The organism is Gemmatimonadota bacterium, assembly GCA_030747075.1.
GTDB lineage: Bacteria > ARS69 > ARS69 > ARS69 > ARS69 > ARS69.
In genome coordinates this window covers 1-23,561 of sequence record JASLLL010000018.1, presented here as the reverse complement: position 1 = coordinate 23,561, position 23,561 = coordinate 1, and the positions used below count along the sequence as shown (strand labels likewise).

Annotated in this window: 19 protein-coding genes; 1 reads left to right on the top strand and 18 read right to left on the bottom strand. The window is 67.3% G+C overall.

The annotated features are described in order from the left end of the window. Positions 1 to 47: 47 nt before the first annotated feature. The 18 genes from QF819_07180 to QF819_07095 form a co-directional block, all read right to left on the bottom strand. Positions 48 to 674: a class I SAM-dependent methyltransferase gene (locus tag QF819_07180; protein ID MDP6802942.1), complete on the bottom strand. Its 627-nt coding sequence runs from the start codon at positions 672 to 674 to the stop codon at positions 48 to 50. Between the two features lie 518 nt (positions 675 to 1,192). Continuing rightward, a complete protein-coding gene (locus QF819_07175) occupies positions 1,193 to 2,623 on the bottom strand; it encodes a NapC/NirT family cytochrome c (protein MDP6802941.1) in 1,431 nt (476 codons plus the stop codon). A 47-nt stretch (positions 2,624 to 2,670) separates the two neighbouring features. Then, entirely contained in the window at positions 2,671 to 4,152 is a 1,482-nt protein-coding gene (locus QF819_07170; GenBank protein ID MDP6802940.1) for a hypothetical protein, read from the bottom strand. 137 nt (positions 4,153 to 4,289) lie between these two features. Beyond that, positions 4,290 to 4,955 carry a dTMP kinase gene (gene tmk / locus QF819_07165; protein MDP6802939.1) on the bottom strand — a complete coding sequence of 222 codons (666 nt, stop codon included), beginning with the start codon at positions 4,953 to 4,955 and terminating at the stop codon, positions 4,290 to 4,292. A gap of 33 nt (positions 4,956 to 4,988) precedes the next feature. After that, entirely contained in the window at positions 4,989 to 5,654 is a 666-nt protein-coding gene (locus QF819_07160; protein ID MDP6802938.1) for a CDP-alcohol phosphatidyltransferase family protein, read from the bottom strand. Between the two features lie 61 nt (positions 5,655 to 5,715). Beyond that, positions 5,716 to 6,570: a 16S rRNA (cytidine(1402)-2'-O)-methyltransferase gene (rsmI, locus tag QF819_07155; protein ID MDP6802937.1), complete on the bottom strand. Its 855-nt coding sequence runs from the start codon at positions 6,568 to 6,570 to the stop codon at positions 5,716 to 5,718. Then, positions 6,567 to 7,394 carry an NAD+ synthase gene (locus tag QF819_07150; GenBank protein MDP6802936.1) on the bottom strand — a complete coding sequence of 276 codons (828 nt, stop codon included), beginning with the start codon at positions 7,392 to 7,394 and terminating at the stop codon, positions 6,567 to 6,569. The genes rsmI and QF819_07150 overlap by 4 nt, the downstream gene beginning before the upstream one ends. Then, positions 7,391 to 8,929: a DHH family phosphoesterase gene (locus QF819_07145; protein MDP6802935.1), complete on the bottom strand. Its 1,539-nt coding sequence runs from the start codon at positions 8,927 to 8,929 to the stop codon at positions 7,391 to 7,393. Before QF819_07145 ends, QF819_07150 begins: the two co-directional genes overlap by 4 nt. Continuing rightward, a complete protein-coding gene (locus tag QF819_07140) occupies positions 8,926 to 9,981 on the bottom strand; it encodes a GntG family PLP-dependent aldolase (protein MDP6802934.1) in 1,056 nt (351 codons plus the stop codon). Before QF819_07140 ends, QF819_07145 begins: the two co-directional genes overlap by 4 nt. A 79-nt stretch (positions 9,982 to 10,060) precedes the next feature. Beyond that, on the bottom strand, positions 10,061 to 11,974 hold the full coding sequence (gene selB / locus QF819_07135; protein MDP6802933.1) for a selenocysteine-specific translation elongation factor: 1,914 nt from the start codon (positions 11,972 to 11,974) through the stop codon (positions 10,061 to 10,063). Positions 11,975 to 11,978: 4 nt separating this feature from the next. Continuing rightward, positions 11,979 to 12,107, bottom strand: a complete 129-nt coding sequence (locus tag QF819_07130) for a hypothetical protein (GenBank protein MDP6802932.1) — start codon at positions 12,105 to 12,107, stop codon at positions 11,979 to 11,981. 145 nt (positions 12,108 to 12,252) lie between these two features. Further along, positions 12,253 to 14,328: an SUMF1/EgtB/PvdO family nonheme iron enzyme gene (locus QF819_07125; protein ID MDP6802931.1), complete on the bottom strand. Its 2,076-nt coding sequence runs from the start codon at positions 14,326 to 14,328 to the stop codon at positions 12,253 to 12,255. 204 nt (positions 14,329 to 14,532) lie between these two features. Then, entirely contained in the window at positions 14,533 to 15,213 is a 681-nt protein-coding gene (locus tag QF819_07120; GenBank protein MDP6802930.1) for a zinc metallopeptidase, read from the bottom strand. 97 nt (positions 15,214 to 15,310) lie between these two features. Continuing rightward, positions 15,311 to 15,751 (bottom strand): Hsp20/alpha crystallin family protein, encoded by a 441-nt coding sequence (locus QF819_07115; protein MDP6802929.1) that lies wholly within the window; start codon positions 15,749 to 15,751, stop codon positions 15,311 to 15,313. A 286-nt stretch (positions 15,752 to 16,037) separates the two neighbouring features. Beyond that, positions 16,038 to 17,144 (bottom strand): tetratricopeptide repeat protein, encoded by a 1,107-nt coding sequence (locus QF819_07110; protein ID MDP6802928.1) that lies wholly within the window; start codon positions 17,142 to 17,144, stop codon positions 16,038 to 16,040. Between the two features lie 485 nt (positions 17,145 to 17,629). Then, positions 17,630 to 18,991 (bottom strand): sigma-54 dependent transcriptional regulator, encoded by a 1,362-nt coding sequence (locus QF819_07105; GenBank protein MDP6802927.1) that lies wholly within the window; start codon positions 18,989 to 18,991, stop codon positions 17,630 to 17,632. Next, the gene (locus QF819_07100) at positions 18,988 to 20,628 is read right to left on the bottom strand and encodes a HAMP domain-containing sensor histidine kinase (GenBank protein ID MDP6802926.1); all 1,641 of its coding nucleotides are present in this window, start codon (positions 20,626 to 20,628) and stop codon (positions 18,988 to 18,990) included. Before QF819_07100 ends, QF819_07105 begins: the two co-directional genes overlap by 4 nt. Further along, positions 20,625 to 21,989: a hypothetical protein gene (locus QF819_07095; protein ID MDP6802925.1), complete on the bottom strand. Its 1,365-nt coding sequence runs from the start codon at positions 21,987 to 21,989 to the stop codon at positions 20,625 to 20,627. The genes QF819_07100 and QF819_07095 overlap by 4 nt, the downstream gene beginning before the upstream one ends. A gap of 121 nt (positions 21,990 to 22,110) precedes the next feature. Here QF819_07095 and QF819_07090 point away from each other — a divergent pair. Next, positions 22,111 to 23,561 (top strand): hypothetical protein (locus QF819_07090; protein MDP6802924.1); only part of this gene is annotated, 1,451 nt, incomplete at its 3' end.

Here is a 23,561-nt window from a genome sequence, read left to right as displayed (position 1 = left end):
AATCTACCACGCCGAGCCGTGCGCCGGTACTGCGCCGCCAGGCGGAATCATGCGCCCGCGCGGCGTCTGCCGACCAGCACCCATGCGCGCGCCTCCTCGAATCGCCCCCGATCGAAGATGCTCGCCTCCAGCCGCACAATCTCGAAGTGCGGCTCTACTGCCAGAGTGATCTGGGCTGCGCTTCGGCGGGGCGGCCCCGCATCGGTGGGCGGGCTGTCTGTGGAGCCGATCAGGCTGAGCCAGGTTCCCCCGGGCACCAGAGCTTCCGACACGCGCGACGCATACTGCTCACGGATCTCCGGCTCGTCAAAGCTGTGAAAGCAACCGCGATCGTACACCATCCCGAACGGGCCGCCCGGGACGGGTTCGGACAGGAAGTCGACCACCTCAAACCGGCATTCGGCGGACGCGTGCGATGCCCTCTCCCGAGCGCGATCGATCGCCGTGCGTGAGAGATCCACCCCGCACACATCAAACCCGAGTCGGCGAAGGAAGAGCGCATTCGTGCCCGTTCCACACCCGACATCCAGAACGCGACACGGCGTCACCGCCTCGTCCCGCACAAAAGCCACAAGATGACCATCCGGCTCGCCCGTGTCCCACGGCAGGTCGTTGTCGACATACCGCTTCTCCCAGCGTTCCGTGTCCGCGCCGAGGCTGTCGCCGTTGCTCATTCGTCCTCCCGGGGTCAAAGGGGCGATTCACGCAGGGCGACCCTACCACACACACCATGCAGTTCGGGCGGGTCGTAACGCGCAGTCGCGAGGGTCTGCCGAGTGGGACCGTTGGCCCGTCCAAGCTCGCCAACCGAAGGTCAGGGGGGGGTCGTAACGCGCAGTCGCGAGGGTCTGCCGAGTGGGACCGTTGCCCCGTCGAGGATCGATTTCGTCCCAGCGACGCAGCCAGCCCCCTCCCGTCCAAGCTCGCGAACCGAAGGTCAGGGGGGGGTCGTAACGCGCAGTCGCGAGGGTCTGCCGAGTGGGACCGTTGCCCCGTCCAAGCTCGCCAACCGAAGGTTGGGGGGGGGCGGGGCGCTCGTCGCGCGGGTTTGTCGGGTGGGGACTGGCAAGGAGTCGGGGCGGGAGCGACCGGAGGCGGGGCCGTTGCCCCGTCGAGGATCGATTTCGCCCCAGCGACGCGGCCAGACCCCTCCCGGCGAAGCCGCAGCAGAGCGCCCCCGCCCCCCCCCAACCTAGAATAACTGGTCCAGAATCTCCGGGTCTTCCTCTTCCCATGCCAGCAGGTTGTGGCAGGTGTCGCAGTCCTGGCTGATGCTCTTTCCGTCGGCGGTGAGGTGCTCTTCGTCGTGGCAGCGGAAGCAGCCGCCGTCGTTGGCGTGCCCGATGTGGTTGGGATAGGTACCCCAGTCCAGCCCCATCTTCGGGAAGACGTTCTTCCTGTAAATCCCGACGATCTCGGTTTTCGCGGCGCGAAGTTCTGCGGCGTCCACCCACTCGGGGTGATGCTCCGCATAAAAGGCGTCGAGCGCGGCCGGGATTTCGGCCGCCGCCGCATCTCGCGTTTCGTACCCCGCCTCCAGCGCCCGCATCCCCTCGCGCTTGATATACGGGAGTCCGCGGGATATCGCGCCGGAGGAAATCGCCTTGTCCAGCGCATCCGCCGAGAGCTCAAAAGTGTGCGTCGGACGGTTGTGGCAGTCCATGCAGTCCATGCGCCGCACTTCGAAGCCTTCCGGAAAACCCTCCGGGGGGTCAAAGCCTTCCCGGAAGTATTCGCGGACTATGCCGTCGGGATTCTCGGACCGGACCCAGTGAACGGTTTCATGGGATTCATCCGCCACATAGTGAATCCGGTTCTCCAGGTTCATGTGCCAGTGGATTCCCTCCGCAAACCCGCTCTCCACGCTGCCGCCGCCGACCTTCAGGATGAGGACATTGGTGGATTCCGTGTTCTCCCGATCCTCTTCGTAGTGGTTCTTCACAAGCACCTTGTCGCCGTGGAACTTCTCCGGCCAGTGGCATTGTTCACAGGTTTCGCGTGCGGGGCGCAGATTGTGAATGGGCGTCGGGATGGGGCGTGAAAAATCACCCGTGGCGACGGCAAGCACCTGTCGCAGTCCCGAGATTTTGGACTTCACGAACCAGTTTGCACCCGGCCCGATGTGACAGTCCACGCACGCCACACGCGCATGCGGAGAGTTCGAATAAGCGATGTACTCCGGGTCCATCACTGCGTGGCAAACTCGCCCGCAGAAGGTGACCGACTCCATGAACTCCACACCCCGGAAGGAAAGCGTGGCCGCCAGCGTGAAGACCATTGTGATCCCCACCGCCAGAACCAGAAACCGCTGCCTGTGCTCCGGCAGGTTCAGATCCCACTGCGGGAAGGGGTGAAGCGGCCCCCGGTCGCCGGGACCGGAGCGGCGACGCACGCGCCAGCGCCCCACAAGAACAAGGACCACGCCCGCCACGAAGAAGAGCGGGAGCGCCAGAAAAGTGACAATGCCGAGATAGGGTGAGGTGTGAAACCCGAGGAGGTCCAGGCTCAGAAGAATGACCAGGAGGAGCCCACTCAGGTACATCACCAGGAGGCCGAGCAGCCCCAACGGGTGATTCGCATTCCTCAGGGAGAATATCCCGAACCGGCCAGCAAGCAAGCGCATGGGGTCAATCTACTGCAAGAACCGGGTGCCGGGTAAGCTAAAGTGGACTAACCCCTCTGGTTTTCCCCCCGCCGATCCCTGGACCCGCGCGAGCCGCGATCTCGTCTTTCGCGCCCCCCGCGCCCCCCACGCGCCCCACGGTTCCCGCGCCCTCCACGCGCCCCACGGCGTCCCCGGCTTCGTCCGCTTGAGTGCCGCCCTTCTCCCTGGGGCAAAGGGCGTATGCGCGGGGCATCCGGGCGCACGCGAATGAGTGCCGACAGCGCCCCGAGGCTGGCGGCCACAATCAGCGCAACCGGAAGCCAGGTCGTCGGTTGCGTGAGTGCAGGATAGGGCTTCAGCGCGCCCGCAACGGCCGCCAGAATGGGCAGGCTGACGAACGCGAGAATCCCCGCGCGCGCGACAGGAGTCCCGCCGGTTTCCCACAGCGCCCGCGACCCCCGCCCGAGCACCAGCATGGCGCCCGGCAGAACAGTGAGGCTGGCGGCCAGTGCGCGTGTTCCCGAGCCCCCTTTCGGGATTCCCGGAAGGAACGCGATGCACATGAGAAGCCACACCAGCACGAAGACATATTCCTGACGGCGAATCCGTCCGGGAGCAAGGCCTCGCAGAAGCAGCCAGCCCAGCCCCAGAATGAAGAGTGGCGGGACGCAGAACGGAATGCCCGTTGTCGGAGGCTCCGACGCGCCAAGTGCCGCCACATAGAGGATCATGAACGCCCAGGGAAGCAATCCACCATCCGCCCACGACTGGCCGCGCAGCCGCTCCACCAGTCGGATCGCGACCACGACCGCCAGTCCCATCACCACCAGCCCGTCCGTGGTCGTGCCCGGCGAGAGGACGCTCCGGTACACGGTCTGCAGTAGATCCCAACCCATCGCATAGCCTTCCGGCATCACCGGAACAGGGCGGAATGAACCGCCTTCGCCCAGAGCGACCGTCGCCCCCCATGCCGCGAGAACCGTCACCGCATACAGCGACACCGTACCGAGAACCGCCGGGACGATGGTGTGCCTGCGGCCTTCCATGGGGTGCATCGAGAAGCTGCTGCGGCGCAACCCGAGGAAGAGCCACACGGTGAGTGTCGCAAGGAATGTCGCGAAGGTGGCGGGGGAGACCGTCGCGGCCACCCCGAAGAAGAGACCCGCGAACGCAATCCGCCCGATGCTCCGCCATGTGTAGGGCACCTCCCGGTGGCGGGCGGCCTCTCGAATCATCCACGCGGCTCCGATCAGGACGAGCACTTCCCCGATCATGAGCCTGGGTGCCGTCTGTGCGGCCTCCATCCAGGGCGCGGACACCGCAAGAAGCCCGGCCGCAAAGATGGCCGGTGCCGCGCCGCAGATCTGCCTCGCTATCGCGAAAAACACGAACAGTCCCATCAGGGACGCAAGGCCGGCTCCCCCAGTCAGCGACATCGGGTCTCGAACAAGCTCCCGGCCCATGGGAAGCCAGACCAGCGTCAGCCCCGCGAGCGCTGCCGGAACCCAGGGAAACCGAGTTGGCCCGCTGTTCAGTTCGCGGAGCATGCGGTTGGTTGGATCCTCCACTGGAACCGGTGCGTGGCTCCGGGTGCCTTGCCCCCCGGGGTTCCGCCTGCGCCCGCGTCCACCCCGACGCCCGCGCGGACGGCCCGGACGGCCTCTCTCTGCGGATGATCCCTCGCTCACGACATCTCCTCTCGTGTGACTTCCAGCCTCTTCATGGCCGCTTCCATTACCGGACGAATCCGTTCCCAGACCGCTTCCTCGCCGCCATGGGTGGGCACGACATGGAACCGCTCCGGGTACCGTCCGGCAATCGCCAGATAGGTCCGGCGCACCTGCTCGTGAAACTCCAGCGCCTCTCGCTCGATCCGGTCGGGCTCTTCCGCACCCGATCGCCCCTTCATGCGGGCCAGTCCCGTCTCCGGCGCGACATCAAAGTAGAACGACACATCCGGGGACAACCCACCCGTCGCCCAGGCGTTCATCTCCTCCACGATCGCCTCGCCGAGGCCTCGTCCGCCCCCCTGATACGCGGTGGAGGAATCCGCAAAGCGATCGCACACCACATCCGTCCCGGCCTCCATCGCGGGCCGGACCCGTTCTTCCACAAGCTGGGATCGGGACGCGAGATACAGCGCAAACTCCGCCCTGGGCGACAGCGAAGACACGCGATGCAGGAGGATATCGCGGATCATCTCCCCGGCTTCGGTGCCGCCGGGTTCGCGCGTTTCCAGAACCTCCCGCCCGCGCGCGCGGAGGAACTTCACGATTCGCACTCTCTGGGTGGTCTTCCCCGACCCCTCACCTCCCTCCAGGGAGATGAACACGGCTCTTCGGCTTCCCATTCCCTCTCCCCTCCATCCACACAACCGAGCCGCTCAGGCTGGCGGCAGCGCTCCCGCCTCGCGGGCCTCCATGGGAGGCTGTTCGCCGGGGTCCTCTTCTTCGGCCCGGGAATGCCCCCCGCTTCCGCGAAGGGACATCCGCACGCCCAGAATCCGCTGAAGCGTCGTCCCGTGCGTCAATCCCGCCATGATCCACAGGACGGTCCGCAGTCCGGCCTCGCCGGCCAGCGAGCCCAGCACCAGAAGCAGAACGCGCTCCGGGCGCTGCAGAAGCCCACCGGATACCGATTCGCCCAGCCCCTCCGCTCGTGCCCGGGAGTAGCTCACCATGAGGCTGCCCGTGATGGTCAGAAATGCGGCCAACTGCGTCCAGGGTGACTCCGTGAAGCGCACGAGAATGCCCAGAAACACGACGATTTCCGCGTATCGGTCGATGTTGGAATCCAGAAACGCCCCGAACTTCGTGATGCGATGCCCTTCCCGGGCAACCGCGCCGTCCAGCACATCGAAGAGCCCCGCGAGCATCAGCACTGCGCCAGCCCACACCAGTGATCCGTCCGCGTAGATCCATGCGGCCCAGCACGACACCAGAAGGCCGACCATCGTCAGCGCGTTCGGGTGAATGCCGGATCGGATGAAGGCGTTCGTCAACGGCCGGATGATGGCCAGTGCGCGCGGCTTGAGGTTTTTCGCGAACAACGCATCCTCGCGGAAAGGGGCGATACAACCCGGTCCAGAGTGGACTTTCCGCCCTCCGGGGTCAAGCGGAAGGGTCTTTTCCTGCCTCCCGAGCGAGACGGGTGAGCTTCCCGCGAGGAAGACCCGTCGCCCGCGCCAGCACGCGAGCCGCGCGATCCGGGGAGAGTCCGGCCTCCACCAGCAGCCCCAGAGCCTCCTCCGGGGGCAGACGAACCTCTGTCGCGGGCGGCGTGTCGCTCCCCTCCACCACGATCACGATCTCCCCCTTCACGCCGAATGCGAAGCGCTCCGCCAGTTCCGCCAGCGTTCCGGTGGCGATCTCCTCGTGGAGTTTCGTCGCCTCACGCACTACGGTGCCCCGTCGATCCGGACCAAGTACATCGCGAAGGTCGACGAGCGACGCGGGCAGTCGGTGCGGCGCTTCGTAGAGGACGACCGTCCGTGCCTCCGCGGCAAGTTCCGCATATCGTTTGCGTCGCGCGGCGCCACGCGACGGCGGAAACCCCTCGAAGACGAAGCGCCCGCCCGAATGCTCGCCCGAGACCGACAGTGCAAGCGCCACCGCCGACGGGCCGGGGACGGGTTCCACGCGAATGCCCTCCGCGTGCGCTCGCGCCACCAGATGCCCGCCGGGATCGGAGACGCCGGGGGTGCCGCCGTCCGTCACGAGTGCGACGGTCGCACCTTCGCGCAGGCGCCGGAGAACCGCTCCGGCCTTCGCCTTCTCCTGCGGAGCGAAGTACGACAGGAGCGGACGCTTCGCCAGCCCGAGTCGCGCCAGAAGGGCACCGGTGCGGCGCGTGTCTTCGGCCGCGATCGCATCCGCGGTGGCCAGCGCGTCGCGGGCACGCGGCGAGAGATCCGCCAGATTCCCGAGCGGCGTCGCCACAATCCGGAGAAGTCCGGGCGAAGTCACTCCTTGTCCGGGGAGGCCGCGGGGGGCGAGTTGGGCGCGACCTGTTCGACCCGCGCGATGCGCGGCAACCGCCCCTTGTAGCGATAGCGTCGAATCCGCTCCGTGGTGGCCCGGAGAAACTCCGCGTTCGTCCCGCGCGCAATCATCTCCTCCGGAGGGATCTTCCGCTCCACCAGGTCGTACAGCAGCCGGTCGTATTCCTCGTACGACCCACCGAGTTCGTCCTCATCCTCCTGCCCTTCCCACAGATCCGCGCTCGGCGCCTTGGTCCGTATGCGCTCCGGAATGCCCAGGTGCTCCGCCAGCGCGCGCACCTGCGTCTTGTACAGGTTGCCCAGCGGATTCACCGCCGACGCCAGGTCCCCGAAGAGCGTCCCGTAACCGAGGAGAATCTCCGTCTTGTTGCTGGTGCCGAGCACAAGCCCGCCCACCTCCGCGGAGACATCGTAGAGCACGATCATCCGGCACCGCGCGAAGACATTTCCCCGGCGAACGCGGTCCGCGTCCGGCGCGGTGGCAAGGAAGGCATCGGCCATCGGGCCGATTCCCACGATACGCGACTGAACTCCGGTGGACTCCGCCACGAGCAGAGCATCCGACAGGCTGGCGGGGCTGGAGGAGGCCGCGGGCATCAGGACTGCGTGAACATTCTCCGGGCCGAAGGCGTGCGCCGCCAGCGTGCAGACGACCGCCGAATCAATGCCGCCGGAGAGCCCGATCACCGCTGTGTCAAAACCGGCTGATTCGTACTCTTCACGCAGGAAGTCCACAAGAACCCGCGCCAGTTCCCCGGAATCCATGCGACCGTCGAACGATGGCGTCATGGCGCCTTCTCCCCGGATGAGCAGCCCACGAGAACCGCGTCGATACGGTCCGCATTGTGCCGCGACGGAAGGAAGTTGACCAGCAGGTCCTGCCCGGGACCGCCGGGGGCCGCGTCCTCCACTTCCTCCACAAACGGCAGCGCGGCGACTGCCTCCGGCGTTGCGCCGGGGATGCGGAGGGTCGGCGGGGGGTTCCCCCTTCCGTAGGGAGCCGCGCATCGCACATCCTCTGCGAAGGCGGGGGAGAGGTCGGCGAGCGCGACGGTCGCTTCCGCGCACGGTTTCTGTCGAGGCGGAGCCGGACCGGAGAGTTCGTCCGCGAGCCTCCGGTGGATTTCGTCGGCGTTCGCGGGGTCCGCCGAAAACCCCGCCGCCACCTGGTGCCCCCCCCAGCTCGCGAGGAGTGTGCGCATCCCGGAGAGCGCATCCACCAGCCGTGAACCTTCAGGCCCGCGCAACTCCCCGTGGAGGGAACCGTCCACCACAAACAGCGCGGCCGACGCACGACCCGTTCGCTCCGAGAGCCGACCGGCGGCCTTCCCCAGCATCCGCCGGGTGAACCCCTCCACCCGCGCGACCGCCGGAGCCCCGTCGTCGATTCCCAACTCGCGCGCAAGCCGGTCGGCTTCCTCGGACGCGCGGTGCATTTCCTGATCGGACTCCGCCAGCGCCGTGAGCAGCGCATTCACATTCGCCTTCGTCTTCGCGCGTCCGAGCAGCGCGTCCAGTCCCCGCGAACACCCGTCCACCGACGGCACGCAGGCGAAGAGCACCGCGAGTCGTCGCGCCTGCGATTCGCGCGGAGCAATCCCGCATCCAAGCGATTCGCGCGCCATGCCGATGGCCGCACGGTCTCCCCTCGCGACGGCGTCCATCCCGCACGCCACGCCGATGCGGTTCGTGCGACCGAGATCCCCGAAGTCGCCGATCGTGCCCAGCGCAAGAAGATCCAGAAGCCGCGCGAAGCAATCGCCGCGCCCCGCACGCTCCAGGAGTTCCCGCGCGAGCAGCGCCGCAACGCCCGCGCCCGTCAGGTCTCCGTACCGCCGCGCCGTTTCCGGATCCGCCTTCGGATTCAGCAGCCGGTCCGGCGGCGGTCGGTCAGCCGCAATCTCGTGGTGATCCGTCACGAGCACATCCATCCCGAGCGTCGCGGCCAGTTCCGCCTCTTCGCGATTCGCGGAGCAGCCGTCGGTCGTCACGAGAAGCGTCACACCTCGGCCCGCAAGACGCCGGACGAGATCCGGGTACAACCCGTGCCCTTCCAGATTCCGGTCGGGAATGTACGCATCCGGTTCCGCGCCGAGTGCCTCCAGCGTCTCGATGACGATGGCCGCCGAGGTGATCCCGTCCGCGTCGTCGTGCCCGAATACGCCCACCCGCTCTCCATCCGCAAGTGCGGCTTCCACGCGGTCCGCGGCCTCCGCCATGCCGGGGAGCACGGACGGTTCCGGGAAGTTCTCCTCGCGCGCGGCAAGGAAGCGATCCGCCGCCGCTTCCGATCCAAGTCTCCCGGCGTACGCACGGCGGATCATACGGCCAGCACCTCCGCCACGCACGCTGCCGCATGCCGCACATTTTCGCGGGTGACATCGAAGTGCGTGACCGCACGCACGCGCGTCCCCCCGATCGGGATGACCAGTACGCCGCGTGCCGCCAGATCCTCCGCGAAGGCCGACGGGTCCAACCCGGAGCGCGCGATGTCGAAGATGGCAATGTTCGTCTCCACGGACTCCGGGTCGATCTCGACTCCCGCCACGCCCGCGATCGCCTCCGCGAAGCAGCGTGCGTTCGCGTGATCTTCGGCAAGCCGGGGGAGATGGTGTTCCAGCGCATAGAGCGCCGCCGCCGCGAGAAGTCCCGACTGCCGCATCCCGCCACCCATGCGCTTCCGCGCGATCCATGCGCGCTCGACAAACTCCGTCGGCCCCGCAAGGAGGGAACCCACCGGCGCGCCAAGCCCCTTCGACATGCAGACGCTCACCGTATCCGCGTGCGCGGCGATCTCGGCCGGTTCCGTCCCCTGTGCGACGGCCGCGTTCCAGATGCGCGCCCCGTCGAGGTGTAGCCCGAGGCCGGCGTCGCGGGCCAGCGCGTGAAGGGCGGCCAGTCGATCCAGCGGCCACACGGTGCCGCCCGCCGCATTGTGCGTATTCTCCAGCCAGAGGAGCGCGGTGCGCGGGTTGTGCGGGAACGGCGGGCGAATGCTCGCGCGGACCGCGTCGACGGAGAGAAGCCCGCAGTCCCCGTCCAACGGCAGAAGCGACGCGCCGGACAGCGCGGCTGCCGCCCCCGCCTCAAAGAGCAGCACATGGGAGTTGCGCTCAAGGATCACTTCATCGCCGGGGCGAACATGGCAGGCGATCGCCGCCTGATTCGCCATGGTCCCGCTGGGAAGAAAGAGGGCCGACTCCTTTCCGAGCATGGCGGCCACGACGCGCTCCAGTTTCTTCACGGTCGGGTCGTCGCCCAGAACATCGTCGCCGACTTCGGCCGCCGCGATGGCCTTTCGCATCAGGGCATCGGGGCGCGTCACCGTGTCCGAACGCAGGTCGACGGGTGCGGCACGGTCTTCCGTTCGATCCATGAGGCTCCTCCAGCAGAGCGAAGATACCGGATGCGGGGCGGCGAGGCCAGTTTGGGGAACGGTGGCCGAGCGGCAGCCCCTACCCGGCCGGTGCGCGCGGCGTGAGCAGCGCCCGTTCATCTCCGGACCGTCGCGTCACGCGCACTTCGTCGAAGTGCTCCAGAAGCGGCACCGCGTGCTTGCGCGAAATCCCGAGTGCGTCGCGGAAAGCGCCGACGGTGATCCCGCCGTCCCGCGCGGCGATCGTGCCCAGCGTGTCCTTCGCGTCGGCATAGGCGTCGCGGTGCACGAGAAGGTCCGGCGCCAGCTTTACAAGGTCTCCCCGGTCGAGAAGGGCCGCAAGGACTTCCTCCGCAAGACGAGCATCCGCGCCACCCGCGAGTGCCGCCGCTACGCTCGGAGGCGAACACCCGGACTGGCGGAAGAGCGTCTCCTGTCGGTCGCGCTCCCGGGCGGCCTGGCCCTCAAAGACCACATCGCCCCCGCCGGTGCGGATGAGTTCTCCGCGCAGTTCGACGGCACCCTCCGCTTCCAGTTCCGTGAGAAGTTCCGCCAGAAGCCCGGGTGCGGTCTCGCGACCGAGAGCCGTGCGCACTTCTTCGCGAGGGATGCCCCACCGGAGCGTGTGCTCTTCCAGAAAGCGCGTCGCCTGCGCGACCACCGCCCGCCGCGATGCCTCCCACACCCCCTCGCTCACCACGCGGCGGTTCGCACCGATCCGGAGTCGGCCTTCCGTGACCTCCTGCTCGACGAGTGTGGCGACTTCGTCGCGGGAGAGACCGGTGGCATCCGCAAGATCCTTCGTACGCATCCCGCGAAGCGCGCCCGCCTCCACCGCATCCGTAACAAGTGCCACCGGGCCACCGCCTTCGCGGTGCGCCACCGACTGCAGTTCGTCTTCGCGGAAGCGGCGGTGCTTTTTCGGGCGCGGGTCAATGACAACGCCGCCCGCCATCGCGCGCATGGGAGAGTACGATCGCAGCACGAATCGATCGCCGACCGCGGAGACGGCCGGAGTCTCCATGCGAAGCTGCGCGAGACAGTCCTCGCCGGGCAGCAGTTCGTCGCGATCGAGAAGAACGATTCGCGCCAGATCCTCCGACGCGCCCAGGTGGAATCGCACACGCTCGCGATTTCGAATGGGACGCGACCAGCCCGGAGCGACGCGGACGCGGACATCCAGCATGGGCGCGGACTGGAGTGACCCGGGGGTGACGACCTGCTCGCCTCGCCGGACCTCCTCCCGGGAAACGCCGTGCAGCGCAAGTGCGGTGCGCCGACCCGCTTCCGCGCACTCCGCATCCTTGCCGTGAACCTGTACGCGACGAACGCGGACCTCCCGCCCCGACGGCAGGATTTCGAGACGGTCGCCCACCTCGACGGACCCGGACCACGCCGTCCCCGTGACCACGGTCCCGTACCCCTCCATCGTGAAGACGCGATCCACCGGCAGGCGGAACGCGCCACAGGAGGAACGCTCCGGCACCCCGGTCGCCAGTTGCCCAAGCGTCTTCTTCAGCGCGTCGAGCCCGTCACCGGTGATGGAACTGACCTCCTGGACGGGTGCGCCTTCCAGCGAAGTGCCCTCCAGAAGTTCCTCCGCGTCGAGGCGGGAGATCTCGCGGGAGTCCTCGTCGGCAAGATCGCACTTGGTGAGCGCGACCACGCCGCGATCCACCCCGAGGAAGTCGATGATGTCCAGATGCTCGCGTGTCTGCGGCATGACGCCTTCGTCCGCCGCCACGACGAGCATCACAAGATCAATCCCCGCAGCACCCGCAAGCATGTTCTTCACGAAGCGTTCGTGCCCCGGAACATCCACAATCCCGAAGCGCACCCCGGCCGCCACGAGTTGCGCAAAGCCGAGTTCGATGGAGATGCCGCGCCGACGCTCTTCTTCGAGGCGGTCGGTGTCGACGCCGGTGAGCGCGCGCACCAACGCCGTCTTCCCGTGGTCAATGTGACCGGCGGTCCCGAGGATGACCGACCTCACCGGGTCAGCCTCGCCCGAGGAAAGGGACCAGGACGAACCACGCGACCACGAACGCGGACGATGCGGTGAATACCCACGCAAGTGCGCTCTCGGCGCGTGAGGGACGATAGGATGAAGCGGGCTTCAATCTCACGGCAACCTCCGGGGACGGAGAGTACCGGATGCGCGGCGCTGCGGCTAGGAGGGGAAGAGGTTCGCGCCGAAGTCCGGTGCTTCGGGGTGGGGCGACCGGGGGCGCAGCGGGCCGCGCCCCAGGTCAGCCGACTTTCAGAACGCCGTCACGGTGCCAGTCGCACAACCCGGAAGCCGACGCCCAGACTGACGGCCGTGGGGTCGCTGTTGCTCCGGTATGCGGACCGGGCGTAGCGGGACCGACCGCTCCAGAGTCCGCCACGAATCACGCGGTTCGCTCCGGTCTCCGGGCCGGTCGGATCCATGACCGTTCCGAAGGGGTAGTTCCCGTAACGGTCCCAGCACCACTCGTAGACATTCCCGTGCGTGTCGTAGAGGCCCCACGCGTTGGGGGCCTTCTGCTGCGCGGGATGGGTCGTGCTTCCCGAGTTCCGGCAGTACCATCCGGCCGCGTCAAGGCTGGGGTCCAGCATGGTGCAGGCCGTGTTCACGATCGGGCCGGTGTAGAACGCCGTCCCCGTCCCCGCACGGCAGATGTACTCCCATTCCGACTCTGTCGGAAGGCGATACCCGTCCGCGTCGAAGTCGCAGGTGGTGGCGTCTCCGCTCCCGGAGTAGCACGGCGTCAGTCCCTCATTCACCGACAGCGCGTTGCAGTACGCCACGGCATCGTGCCAGCTGACCTGCTCCACCGGGCAACTCCCCCCGCAGGACAAGAAGGACGACGGGTTCGTTCCCATGATCAGCAGGTACTCGGCCTGCGTCACCTCGTGCACGCCCGCGAAGAGGCTCCGCGTGAAGGTGACCGTGTGCTGGGATTCGTTGGAGTAGCGGCCCGGCTCCGTCACCGGGCTTCCCATCACGAAAATGCCGGACGGGATCTGCGCAAACCCCGGCGGCGGTCCCTGGCACGCATCGCCCGTGCCGTCGTTGTCAGAGTCCTCCTGCCCGGGGTTTGGAACGCTCGGGCAGTTGTCGCAGATGTCGCCGACTCCGTCGCCATCGCCGTCATTCTGGTCGGTGTTCCAGTCGTCGGGGCAGTTGTCCACCGCGTCCGGCACGCCGTCTCCGTCGGAATCGCAACCCGTTCCGTCCCCCGGCACGAGTTCCACTTCCTCCCGCACTGCCACGCCGGTCTGCGGGTGCGTCACCTGGAACGCCACCGAGTACGGGCACGGCCCCGCGTATTCGTGCAGTTCGTATACCGGCAGGTTGGAGTGGAAGGTGGTCGAGTCCCCGTCTCCCCACTCGATCAGCACATCCATCATGTCGTTGTGGAAGTTGGAGTAGGTGGCGGACACCAGCGCAATCATCGAGCCCGGAACCGACAGCACGATCTGCAGCGACGCAATCACCGGCGGCGCGTCCGACGCACGAAGCGCCGACGATACGGTCAGCGGGTAGTTCGCCACGCCGTCCGTGAACCAAGAAGCGCGCACGCTCTGCCGAATGAGCGCCTTCCCGGGAGCGAACACCTCCACACGGGTCGTCATCCACGGCGTGTGAGCTTCGTCCGCGTCGTAAGCGATGCCCGGGGGAATCTGGAACGCCACATCGCGCCCGCTCCCGATGTCCACCGCGCCCAGCGTCTCTTCCACGCCGCCGGGAGAAACGGTCCCCTCGCGCGTCCGCACGGAGAGGCTCCCGTCGAAGGAACCGGCCCCGCCGAACTCCAGCCGCTCGACCGCAACCGGAAGCGATGGGTCCGCGTCAAAGACAAGATCCAGTCTCAGGCTTCCATGCCGCTCCGTGATCTCCAGATCGATCCCGGGGCCGTAGAGGTCGGGCACCCGGTATGCGCCGCCCGCGTACTCTGCCGCGTGAGTCGCCGGGGGAGAGGACCAGACGGTCATTCCCCACTCGTCCTTCCCGACCAGTTCGCCGGGCCGCCATTCCAGTTCGCTCTTCCCGCTCTCGAGCCGGATCATCACTCCACCCGCATCGGAAGTGATCGTCCAGTCGCCGTTCTTTCGGCCTTCTCCTGCGGGGGTTCGACCGGAAGCCGCCGCATCGTCTGATTCCGCCCCTTCGGACGCATCCCCCGCGGGGGGCGGCGAATCCGCCGGCGGCGTGACGGGGACATACCCCGGGACGCCGGTCGGCGACTGCTCCGAAGGTGACGAGTCCCGACCGCAGCCGAGACTCGCCACCAGCGACAGGATCAGGCCGAAGAGAAGAAGGGACGAGAGGGGTCGGGTCGAGAAACGCCGCGAGAAACGCATGTCGTCATGCTCCGGGGCTTGAGGCTTGCTGAAGCGCTCCCTGTCTGGAATCGCACCACTCGGAAGGGACCGTAGCCGACCGTGCGAAAATCCGCAAATGGTGAATAACTGTGTCTGAGTGCGTTCGTTCGTGGACGGGACGACGGTGGCCGTCTCTCCATTGCCCGGGTTGCGTGGGGGGAGGTTCTTCGTCCCCCCGCTTGCTTACCGGCGGCGTCCCGAGAGGAGGAGGAAATAGGCCAGTTGCGCAATCGCCGAAAGCGTCGCCGCCACATAGGTCAGCGCGGCCGCGTCCAGCACTGCCGCAACCCCTGCGCCTTCGCCCTGCGTCTGCACGAGGCCCATCGTCCGGAGGGTCTCTTTGGCGCGGCGGGACGCGTCAAACTCCGCCGGAAGCGTGATCAACTGGAACACGACGAGAATCGCAAAGGCGGCAATCCCCAGCAACACGAGATTCTGCATATGCAGGATAAGGCCCAGGAAGATCATCGGCATGGCAAGACGAGAGCCGATGCTCGCGACCGGGACAATCGCGTTCCGCAGTGCCAGCGGCGCGTAGTGTGTGGCGTGCTGGATGGCGTGCCCGGCCTCGTGGCAGGCAATCCCGATGGCCGCGACGGAGCGACCGGAGTACACGCGCTCCGAGAGCCGGATGCCGCGGGTGCGCGGGTCGTAGTGGTCTGACAGGAACCCCTTCGACTGTTCGACCGTCACCTGTGACAGCCCCGCCTTCTGCAGCATCGCGTGCGCCGCCTCCGCGCCGGTGATGCCACGCAGGTTGGGAACGCGCCCCCACTTTCCCATGGCGCGCTTCACGCGCCACTGCGCCCAGATTGTCAGCGCAAGCGTCGGGCCGATGAAGAGCCAGTAGACGGGATCGAACATTCCGAAAAAGTACACGGGGCGTTCTCCTTCGCAAGTGCGTCGGCGAAATCAATCAGGGCGGGCGGGCCGTCCACCCGCCCCGCGATTCCCGGTCAGGCTAGCGGATCTTCACATCGATCTTCTTCGGTCGCGCCGTCTCCGCCTTCGGCAGGGTGACGGTGAGGATCCCGCTGTCCAGCGTCGCGGCGATCGCCTGCGCGTCCACATCCGCACCAAGGCGAATGATACGCCGGAAGGGCGCGCTCCTCCACTCGTGAATCCGGAGGCTTCCCGGTCCGTCGGCGTTCTCTTCCGCCGATCCCGAGAGCGTCAACTCCCGCCCGAGGAGCGAAACCTCGAGCGCTGACATCGAAAGCCCCGGCACGCGGGCGCGCACCACGAACGCCTCCTCGTTCTCGTACACATTCAGCGCGGGCGAGGCGGTCCCGCACGCTGCGGGGGCCGCAGCACCTGTCTCAAGCAGCTCGTCGAAGATCCGGGCAAAGCCGCTCCCGGGAGCGACCGCAGGCCGGAAATCGTTGGTTCGGATGGTCAGCATGGCTTTCTCTCCTGTTCTCTTCCGCATCGCGGAAGGGGTGTGGGTTGACTACTGCCCCCCGACCATGCAGGGGGCGTGCCAGTTATGGAGAGATTCGTAACTGAAGGAATCCTAACGCGTTGCGGGAACTGGCCCGGATGCTGTGGGACGATGGCCGGACGGGCGTGTGTCAGTGTGGCGGGTTCCGGAGGGGGGGGTGGCGCGTGGGCTGCCAAACTGGCAGTCCCTCGGACGGAGAAGCCCGGGAGGAATCGCTTCCCCCCGGGCCCGTGGCGGGGTGGATGTCTCAGCGATCCTGTGCGGTCTCGCTTGCGACGATTTCCATCGGGTCTTCGGCATTCTCCGCGTTGGCGGACCGGAGGGCGTCACCGTCAGCCACCGGCTCATCAGCCTTTTCGGATTCCGCCGTCTCCACCTGCTCGACCATCTCCACCGGACGCGGCGCCTCGGGCGAATCGGGAATCGCCTCCACGCGCGCAAGGCTCAGGATGGCTTTCTCATACGCGGAGTCGAGTTCCACTGCGCGGGCATAGGCTCCCGCCGCTCCGTCATAATCGTGCACTCGCTCCCGCGCCACTCCGAGGTTGTTCCAGAAGGTCGGCTGCGTGTCATCCAGCGAGCAGGCCTCTTCCAGACAGCTCCGAGCCTGCACGAACCTCTCCTCCTCAATGAAGAGGAAGCCCGCGTTGTTCCACGACCATGCGTCCGTGGAGTCCGCGTCGAGTGCCGCCTCGAACGCCGCCAACGCGCCGCCACGGTCGCCCTGCGCGTGCCGCACCAGTCCGAATACCCGAAGGGCCTCTCCCGACTCCGGGTTGATGTCGAGCGCGTTCCGCACCGACGCGAACGCATCGTCCGGACGCCCTGCATCCAGCAGAACGCGCGACAGGTTCAGGAGGCTCTTCCTGTGACCGGGGTCGATGGAAAGCGCCACGACCAGCGCCGCCTCCGCACCGGCCAGGTCCCCGGCATGACGCAGCGACACGCCGCGCATGTACGGCCCCCAGACACTCTCCGGGTGTTCTGCGCCCCACGCCGCGAACATCGCGGCGGCGCGGGCATACTCGCCCTTGCCATACGCCCCCATGCCCCCGTCGAAGGTGGCGGGTTCGACCACGGGTTCCGCGACGGCCGTCTCCGCGGACACCTCGGGCGCGGATTCCGGCACTTCTGCGATTTCCGCGGGCATCGCCGCGGACGACGGCGCGGATTCCGCAACCGCCGGTCGTTGTTCCGATTCCCCCGGGCCGGACGCCGTGTCGAGCGTCGTCAGAAGCACTCCGACGCCCAGCGTCGCAAGCAGCGCGATTCCCAGCGCGATTCCAATGCGTCCCGGGTTGCCGTCCTTTTGGCTCCAGCTCTGTCTCACGGGTCGAGTCTCCTTCGCTTTCATGATCTCCTCTTCCTTTCCGGGCGGGTCCCCGCCCTTTGCCGGACGACGGACTCTTTCGCAAGAAGGCGGCCAGATCGGCCGGTGTCGCCCGAGGGGGGGCAAAGGGACGCGCATCTCGTGTGGAGGCAACCAGTTCGGCGGGGGGGGAGGCTTCGTGCCGCGACCGGCGGTGAGGTCCACGCAGCCGGACATTGTGTCCCGGCGGACCGGGACCGGTCCGGAGGAACACGGCCCGGCTGTCTCTTCGACCGACTCCGGTGGAAGACCTGCTACGAGGAGAAACTCCGGACGCCTTCAGTACCGAATGCGCCTCCGCGCGCCTTGAAGTAGGCGTTTTGGGGTGGGGACGGGCGAGATGGAGGGGTGAATCGGAAGTGCCGCCTCCAGGCCGCCCGAATGGGGGGCGACCCGAAGCCGGGAACTGGCTCACCGAAAGGGCAACGGGGAAACCCGCTCGGGAAAAACAACAACCTCCGCAACACCACTTACGCCTCGCGGTGGATGCCCAGCCGCGTCAGGATCTTCGAGAGGCTCGCGTGATCCGCCAGCCCCAGTTCCGCGGCCGCGTGCGTGAGGTTTCCGTCATGCCGCGTAAGCGCCGCCTGCACGATCGCGCGTTCCGCCGCGTCCCGCTGATCGCGAAGTGTCCCGCCCGCCAGCTTCGCGGACGCAACTCCGGGCCGCGCTCCCATGGCCTCCTCCACATGCGCCGCCTCCACGCGCCCGCCATCGGCCGCGATCACGAGCCGCTCCACGACATTGCGCAGTTCGCGAACATTGTTGCGCCGCCACTCTTCGGCTTCCAGAAGCGCCACAGCGCCCGGCGCAATCTCCGGAACGCGCCGACCGAACCGGCTCGCCGTCTCCCGCAGGAAGTGATCCGCAAGCCGCACCACATCCCCGGGGCGCTCGCGAAGGGGCGGCACGGTGACCGAATGCACATTGATCCGGTAGAGCAGGTCTTCACGGAATCTCCCGGCCTCGACCTCCTTCTCCGGGTCGCGATTCGTTGCCGCCACGATCCGCGCGTCCGACTCCACTTCCCGGCTCCCGCCGACGCGGGTGACCCGTCCGTCCTCCAGCACGCGGAGAAGTTTCGCCTGAACGGACAGCGGCAACTCCCCGATCTCGTCGAGAAGAAGCGTTCCACCCGACGCTCGTTCAAAGGCCCCGCGGCGGACGCGATCCGCACCTGTGAATGCGCCGCGCTCGTGGCCGAAGAGTTCGCTCTCCACAAGCGCATCCGGAAGCGCAGCGCAGTTCACCGCGACGAACGGCCCGTCCGCGTGCGGGCTGAGCCCGTGGAGGTCCCGCGCAACCAGTTCCTTGCCGACGCCGCTCTCGCCCAGCACAAGCACGGCACTCGGCACCCGCGCAAGACGCACGATCTCCGCTCGAAGCGCACGCATGGCTGGGCTCTCGCCCACCATCGTCCCCGGCAATCCGGCACGGGCCCGCAACGCCGTCACTTCCTCCGCAAGGCGCACGCGTTCGAGCGCGTGGTCCACTTCGCGAAGGACACGCTCCATCGGTTCCGCCTTGTCGATGAACCCGTACGCGCCCAGTTCCACCGCGCGCACACACCGATCGAAGTTTCCTGTTCCCGTGTACACAATCACCGGCACATCCAGCCCGCGTGCCCGACGCGCTTCCAGAAACCCGAACCCGTCCGCTCCCGGCAGTTCCAGGTCCAGAATGACGCAGTCCACCGCTTCGGTCGCAATCAACTCCAGCGCCCGCTCCACGCTGTCCGCTTCCAGCGCTTCATGTCCACCAAGCCGCCGGAGGTCGTAGGCGTACTGCTCCCGAAGCGGGGCAACATCTTCCACAATCAGTATCCGGCTCATGAGTCCTCCTCCTGACCCGCGACCGGCGCCGCCGGCAGCGTTACGGCAACCGTCGTCCCGGACGCGGGCGCACTCTCCACGCTCACCACGCCTTCAAGGTCGGAGACAATGCGGCGGACAATCGCCAGCCCCAGTCCGGAACCGCCGCCCCGGGTGGTGTAGAACGCTTCGAAGATACGGCTCCGGTCCTCCGCCGAAATCCCCGGGCCGTCGTCGGTCACCGTCACCCGGACACCGGGGGCTCCGTTTGCAAGCGCGCACTCTCCCGCCGCGACGACCACCGACGAGCCGCCCTCCTTCACCGCGTCCCGTGCGTTGGCAATGAGGTTTTCCACCACGCGGCGAAGGCCCAACCGCTCCGCCATCACCGGCGGCAAGTCCGCCGGGATCGCCAGCCGCACCTCGCCCCCTTCCTCCGCAAGAAGCCCGGCGGTCGCTTCGCGAAGAACGCGCTCGACATCGCAGGCGCGTCGTTCCGCCTGGGTGGAGAGCCGCGCGTAGTTGCCCGCCAGTTCGTCGAGATAGTCAAGCCCTGCCGCAAGCGTCGCTTCTCTCTCCTCAAAGATGCGCGCGAGTTCGGCGGGAGAATCCGCCGCCGTCTCCGACAGGTGCCGCACGACATTGCGAATGGGTGTGAGCCCGTTGCGGAGGTCGTGGTTCACCTGCCTCGCGAGGTCACCCAAAGTGGCGCGTCGTTCCGCCTCGCGAAGCCCGACGGCTCCCGCGCGAAGGCGTGCCGCCAGCTCGTTCAGTACGCGCGAGAGCGTTCCCACTTCGTCGCGTGTGTCTTCCGGGAAGTCCGTCCGCAGGTCCTCCCAGTCAAGGCGCGCCGCGCGGGATGCCAGTTCCTCCACCGGAGACGCCACCTTCGCCGCAAGACGGCCCGCAAGCAACAGCGTACCCGCCGCCGCCACCAGCCACGCAAGGAGCAGTGCGGCGTCCAGATCGCGCAGTGTGTCTCGTGCGGGATCGTCGAGCGCGGTAATGTCGAGCGTTGCGGACCCCGCCGCGCAGGGAACTTCCACCTTCCCGCCCGGATAATCGAGCGTCACGGCCACGCCCCCCTCCGGCACCAGCTCCTGGAGGCCGTTCGCGTCCATCCGGGATCCCCCGAGCAGGAACACGCGCCGCGTACCAAGATCCAGTGAGTGCGCGCGGGCAAACACGAGAAGTTCGCCTTCCGGGCGGCGGGCCGTCACAAGGCTTCCCTGGCTCTGGCCCCGCAACTCGTTCAGCGTGGCCTCGTCCAGGGTGTCGTACTCGTTTCGGAAGTGCCCGGAACAGAGGATGCGTCCGTCCGCCGTCTGAATCCGGAGAAAGTCGAGACCCGTCATCGACATCGCGGATTCGGCAAAGTCGAGACGAGCGGACTGCAGGTCTTCGCGATCGGTCGCCACGGAGAGGCGAACGCGATTGTCAGAACTGATGGTGTTTGCGATCGCGGCCAGGCGTGTCTCCAGTCTGGTGTTCAGTGACCTCAGCGCACTGGATGAGTGAAGCAGGCGTGCCGCCTCGACCCGGGCCTCCCCTTCGAGAATGCGGTTCTCCACCTGGGTGTGAATCCACCACCCAAGGAGAGACAGCGGCAACAGAATGAGCGCCGTCGCACCCACGAGGGTCCGGCGCCGGAGGGTCATGGTGATTGCCTGCCGATCTCGCGACCGGCAGCGCGCAGGCGCGGCACCGCATCAAAGCCCGGCACGATTCCCGCGACGCCATCCCTGACCGCCATCCACGCTCCGGTCGTGACCAGAGGAATGGAAGCGCCCGGCCAGGACGACCACGCCCCGTCCACCGCAACATCTCGAAGCGAAACCGGCGCCACGAAGGTGCCCTTTCCACGCGCAACGGCATCGGGGAACACCTCGGCGGGAATCGCCTCCACCACGGGAGTGTCGCCACCGGCTTCCGCGAACAGAGCGGCGAGTCGCTCGGCGATGCGTGCCGCGTCCGCGTCTTCGGCGGAGTAACGCACTCGCTTCGGATAGCGAACGCTCAGCGGCGGCGCAGCCTCTGAGGGCGGTGCGGGGCGAGCGTCCGCCCGAACCACGCTCGTCGCAAGGTCGAGAAGCGCACCCTCCCCGAGTGCGGCCACGACCGCCGCCTTCAACCGCACGGGAAGAAGAAGGTCGTAGCGCACATCCGCCGGAAGCGGGACAACCCGGAAGCCCCCCGCGTCGTTCAGATATCGCGCCGCCGCACCGTCCCGCAGGAGAAACGCGTCCGCCCGGGACAGGTCGCGCGGGTCCGCGCCCGGTTCCACATGAAAGGTGACGGACGATGGGCCTCGCTCTCCGTCAGATACCGAGTCCCACCGAATCTGACCCCCGCCCCGGGATTCGTGGCGGTCGTCGGTGATCCATCCGGTGGTGCTGAGCGGCCACTCGTCCTTCTCCACGCGATGAAGCACCGAGAACGCAGGATGCGAAAGAAGACGCGGAAGATCCCGACGAGGCGGGTCCGGTCGGATGACCAGCGTCAGAAGCCCCGGCATTCCCATGTCCTCGGGATGAATCCCGACCCAGGGCGTGCGCCCGCGACCCGTTTCCTGTGCTCGGCGGCGCGTCCCCGCCCACGCATTCACCACTTCCCTCGCGGAAATGAGCCCACCGTCCGCATAGTGCACATCCGGAACGAGCGTGAAGATCCACGCGCGCCCGTCCTCGATCGAGTGCCACTCCCGTGCGAGACCCGGCGTCACATGGCCGTTGCAATCGACTTCGGTCAGCGTCTGGTACAGGTGCCGGAAGACGACCGCCTCGGAGGCATTGGCGGGCACGGGTGCGCGCGCCGCGGACACGCCGCTCCCTGTGCCGAAGAGAAGATCCGCACCGGCGTTCACGCTTCCGGGAATGCCCGCGCAACGGTTCGCGCCGGGTTCGTCCGCGAAAGCCGCAACATCCGACGGATCCACGGGCGGAGGAGATGGCGGACCGCAGGAAGTCACCGCAACGGCCAGCGCCAGTCCCGCTGACATTGCAACCGCCGAAAACCGCATCGCACCCTCCTCGCATGAGAGTCGACCCCAGCATGGCCGACGATTCGCGAATGTGCAACCGGCGCGGCGATGGCGGCGCCCCCCCGCGCCGTGGTATTCTGAAGATCGCCCGGAGGCTAGCTTGGCTTTTTCCCATCCCCTCTGTTTCCGGCGCCGTCTGATCGTGTCCTCCGCGGCCTTTCTGGCCTGCGTGGGATCGGTCCGCGCAGCCGCCCCGGACACGCCCTACGATCAGGCGGTGTTTCCCACCACGCACAACTCCTTCTGTCACTCTCCGGACTTCTGGTTTCCAAACCACCACTTGGACATCGCCACGCAGTTGGACATCGGCGTGCGTGCGCTCATGCTGGATGTGTACCTCCAGTCCGGCCAGGTCGTCGTCTATCACGGAACCCCCCTGATCGGGAGCGAGCCGCTGCAGAACATTCTCGACGGCGAGATCCGACCGTTTCTGCAAGCCAACCCGGACGAAATCGTGACGCTCATGCTGGAGTGCTATGTGTCCAATGACCGCATCGCGGCGGAGATCCAGACCGCCGGGCTCTCCGGACACCTCCACACGCAGCCACCCGGCGCGGCATGGCCGACCCTTCGCGACATGGTGGACGCGGGCGGGCGCCTCGTCGTCTTCTCCGATGAGAACGCCGGCACCCAGTACGACTGGTACCACTATGTCTGGGACTACTGCGTGGAGACGGAGTTTTCGGTACACGACCTGCACGACCTCGACTCCACCTTCAATCGAGGCGATCCCGAGAACGACCTGTTCATCGTGAATCACTTTGTGACGGACGCCTCCATTGGCGTCGCTGTGGAGGCCGAGGCGAGAAAGGTCAACGCAAACCCGTTCGCGCTGGATCGGATGCTGACCGCGTGGCGAGAGACCTCCAAGCGTCCGAACTTCCCGACGGTGGACTTCGTCTCGCACGGGCATCTCTTCGAAGCGTCCGACATCCTGAACCGCATCACCTCCGCCGAAGCCGCCGACGGAATGCTCGATCGGTACGCGCTGGACGGATCTACGGAGGACGCCAGTGCAATCGGAGCGCAACACGGCACCCCGCTTGGCGGTGTGTCCTTTGTCTCCGATCCCGAGATGGGGTGGGTGGCGTCCTTTGACGGAACGGACGACGAGATCGAACTGCGATCCGGGTCTGTCTCCGGAGCCGTCCTTCCCGTGCGGGCCATGACCGTTTCCGCGTGGGTGAAACCCCGCGCTTTCGACGAGTGGGGAGGATATGCGGGACTGGTCCTGGACACCGGATCCACCGAGAACGGTTGGGTTCTGGGAACCCGTTTCGACCACTTCAGTTTCGCGTTGAAGTCAGAGGGGAACGCCTCACTGACCTACCTCCAGGCGCCCGCCCCCGCGACTGCAAACACCTGGCAGCACATCGCCGGAACCTACGACGGGACCGCCATGACGCTCTTTGTGGATGGCGCGGCGGTCGCCGGATCGTCGGCGCAGAGTGGGTTTGTCGACTACCCGGAGAGTGGGTGGTGCGTGCTCGGCGCGTACCACGACGACAACGAGTTCTTCCCCTATGACGGTCTGCTCGCCGATGTCCGCAT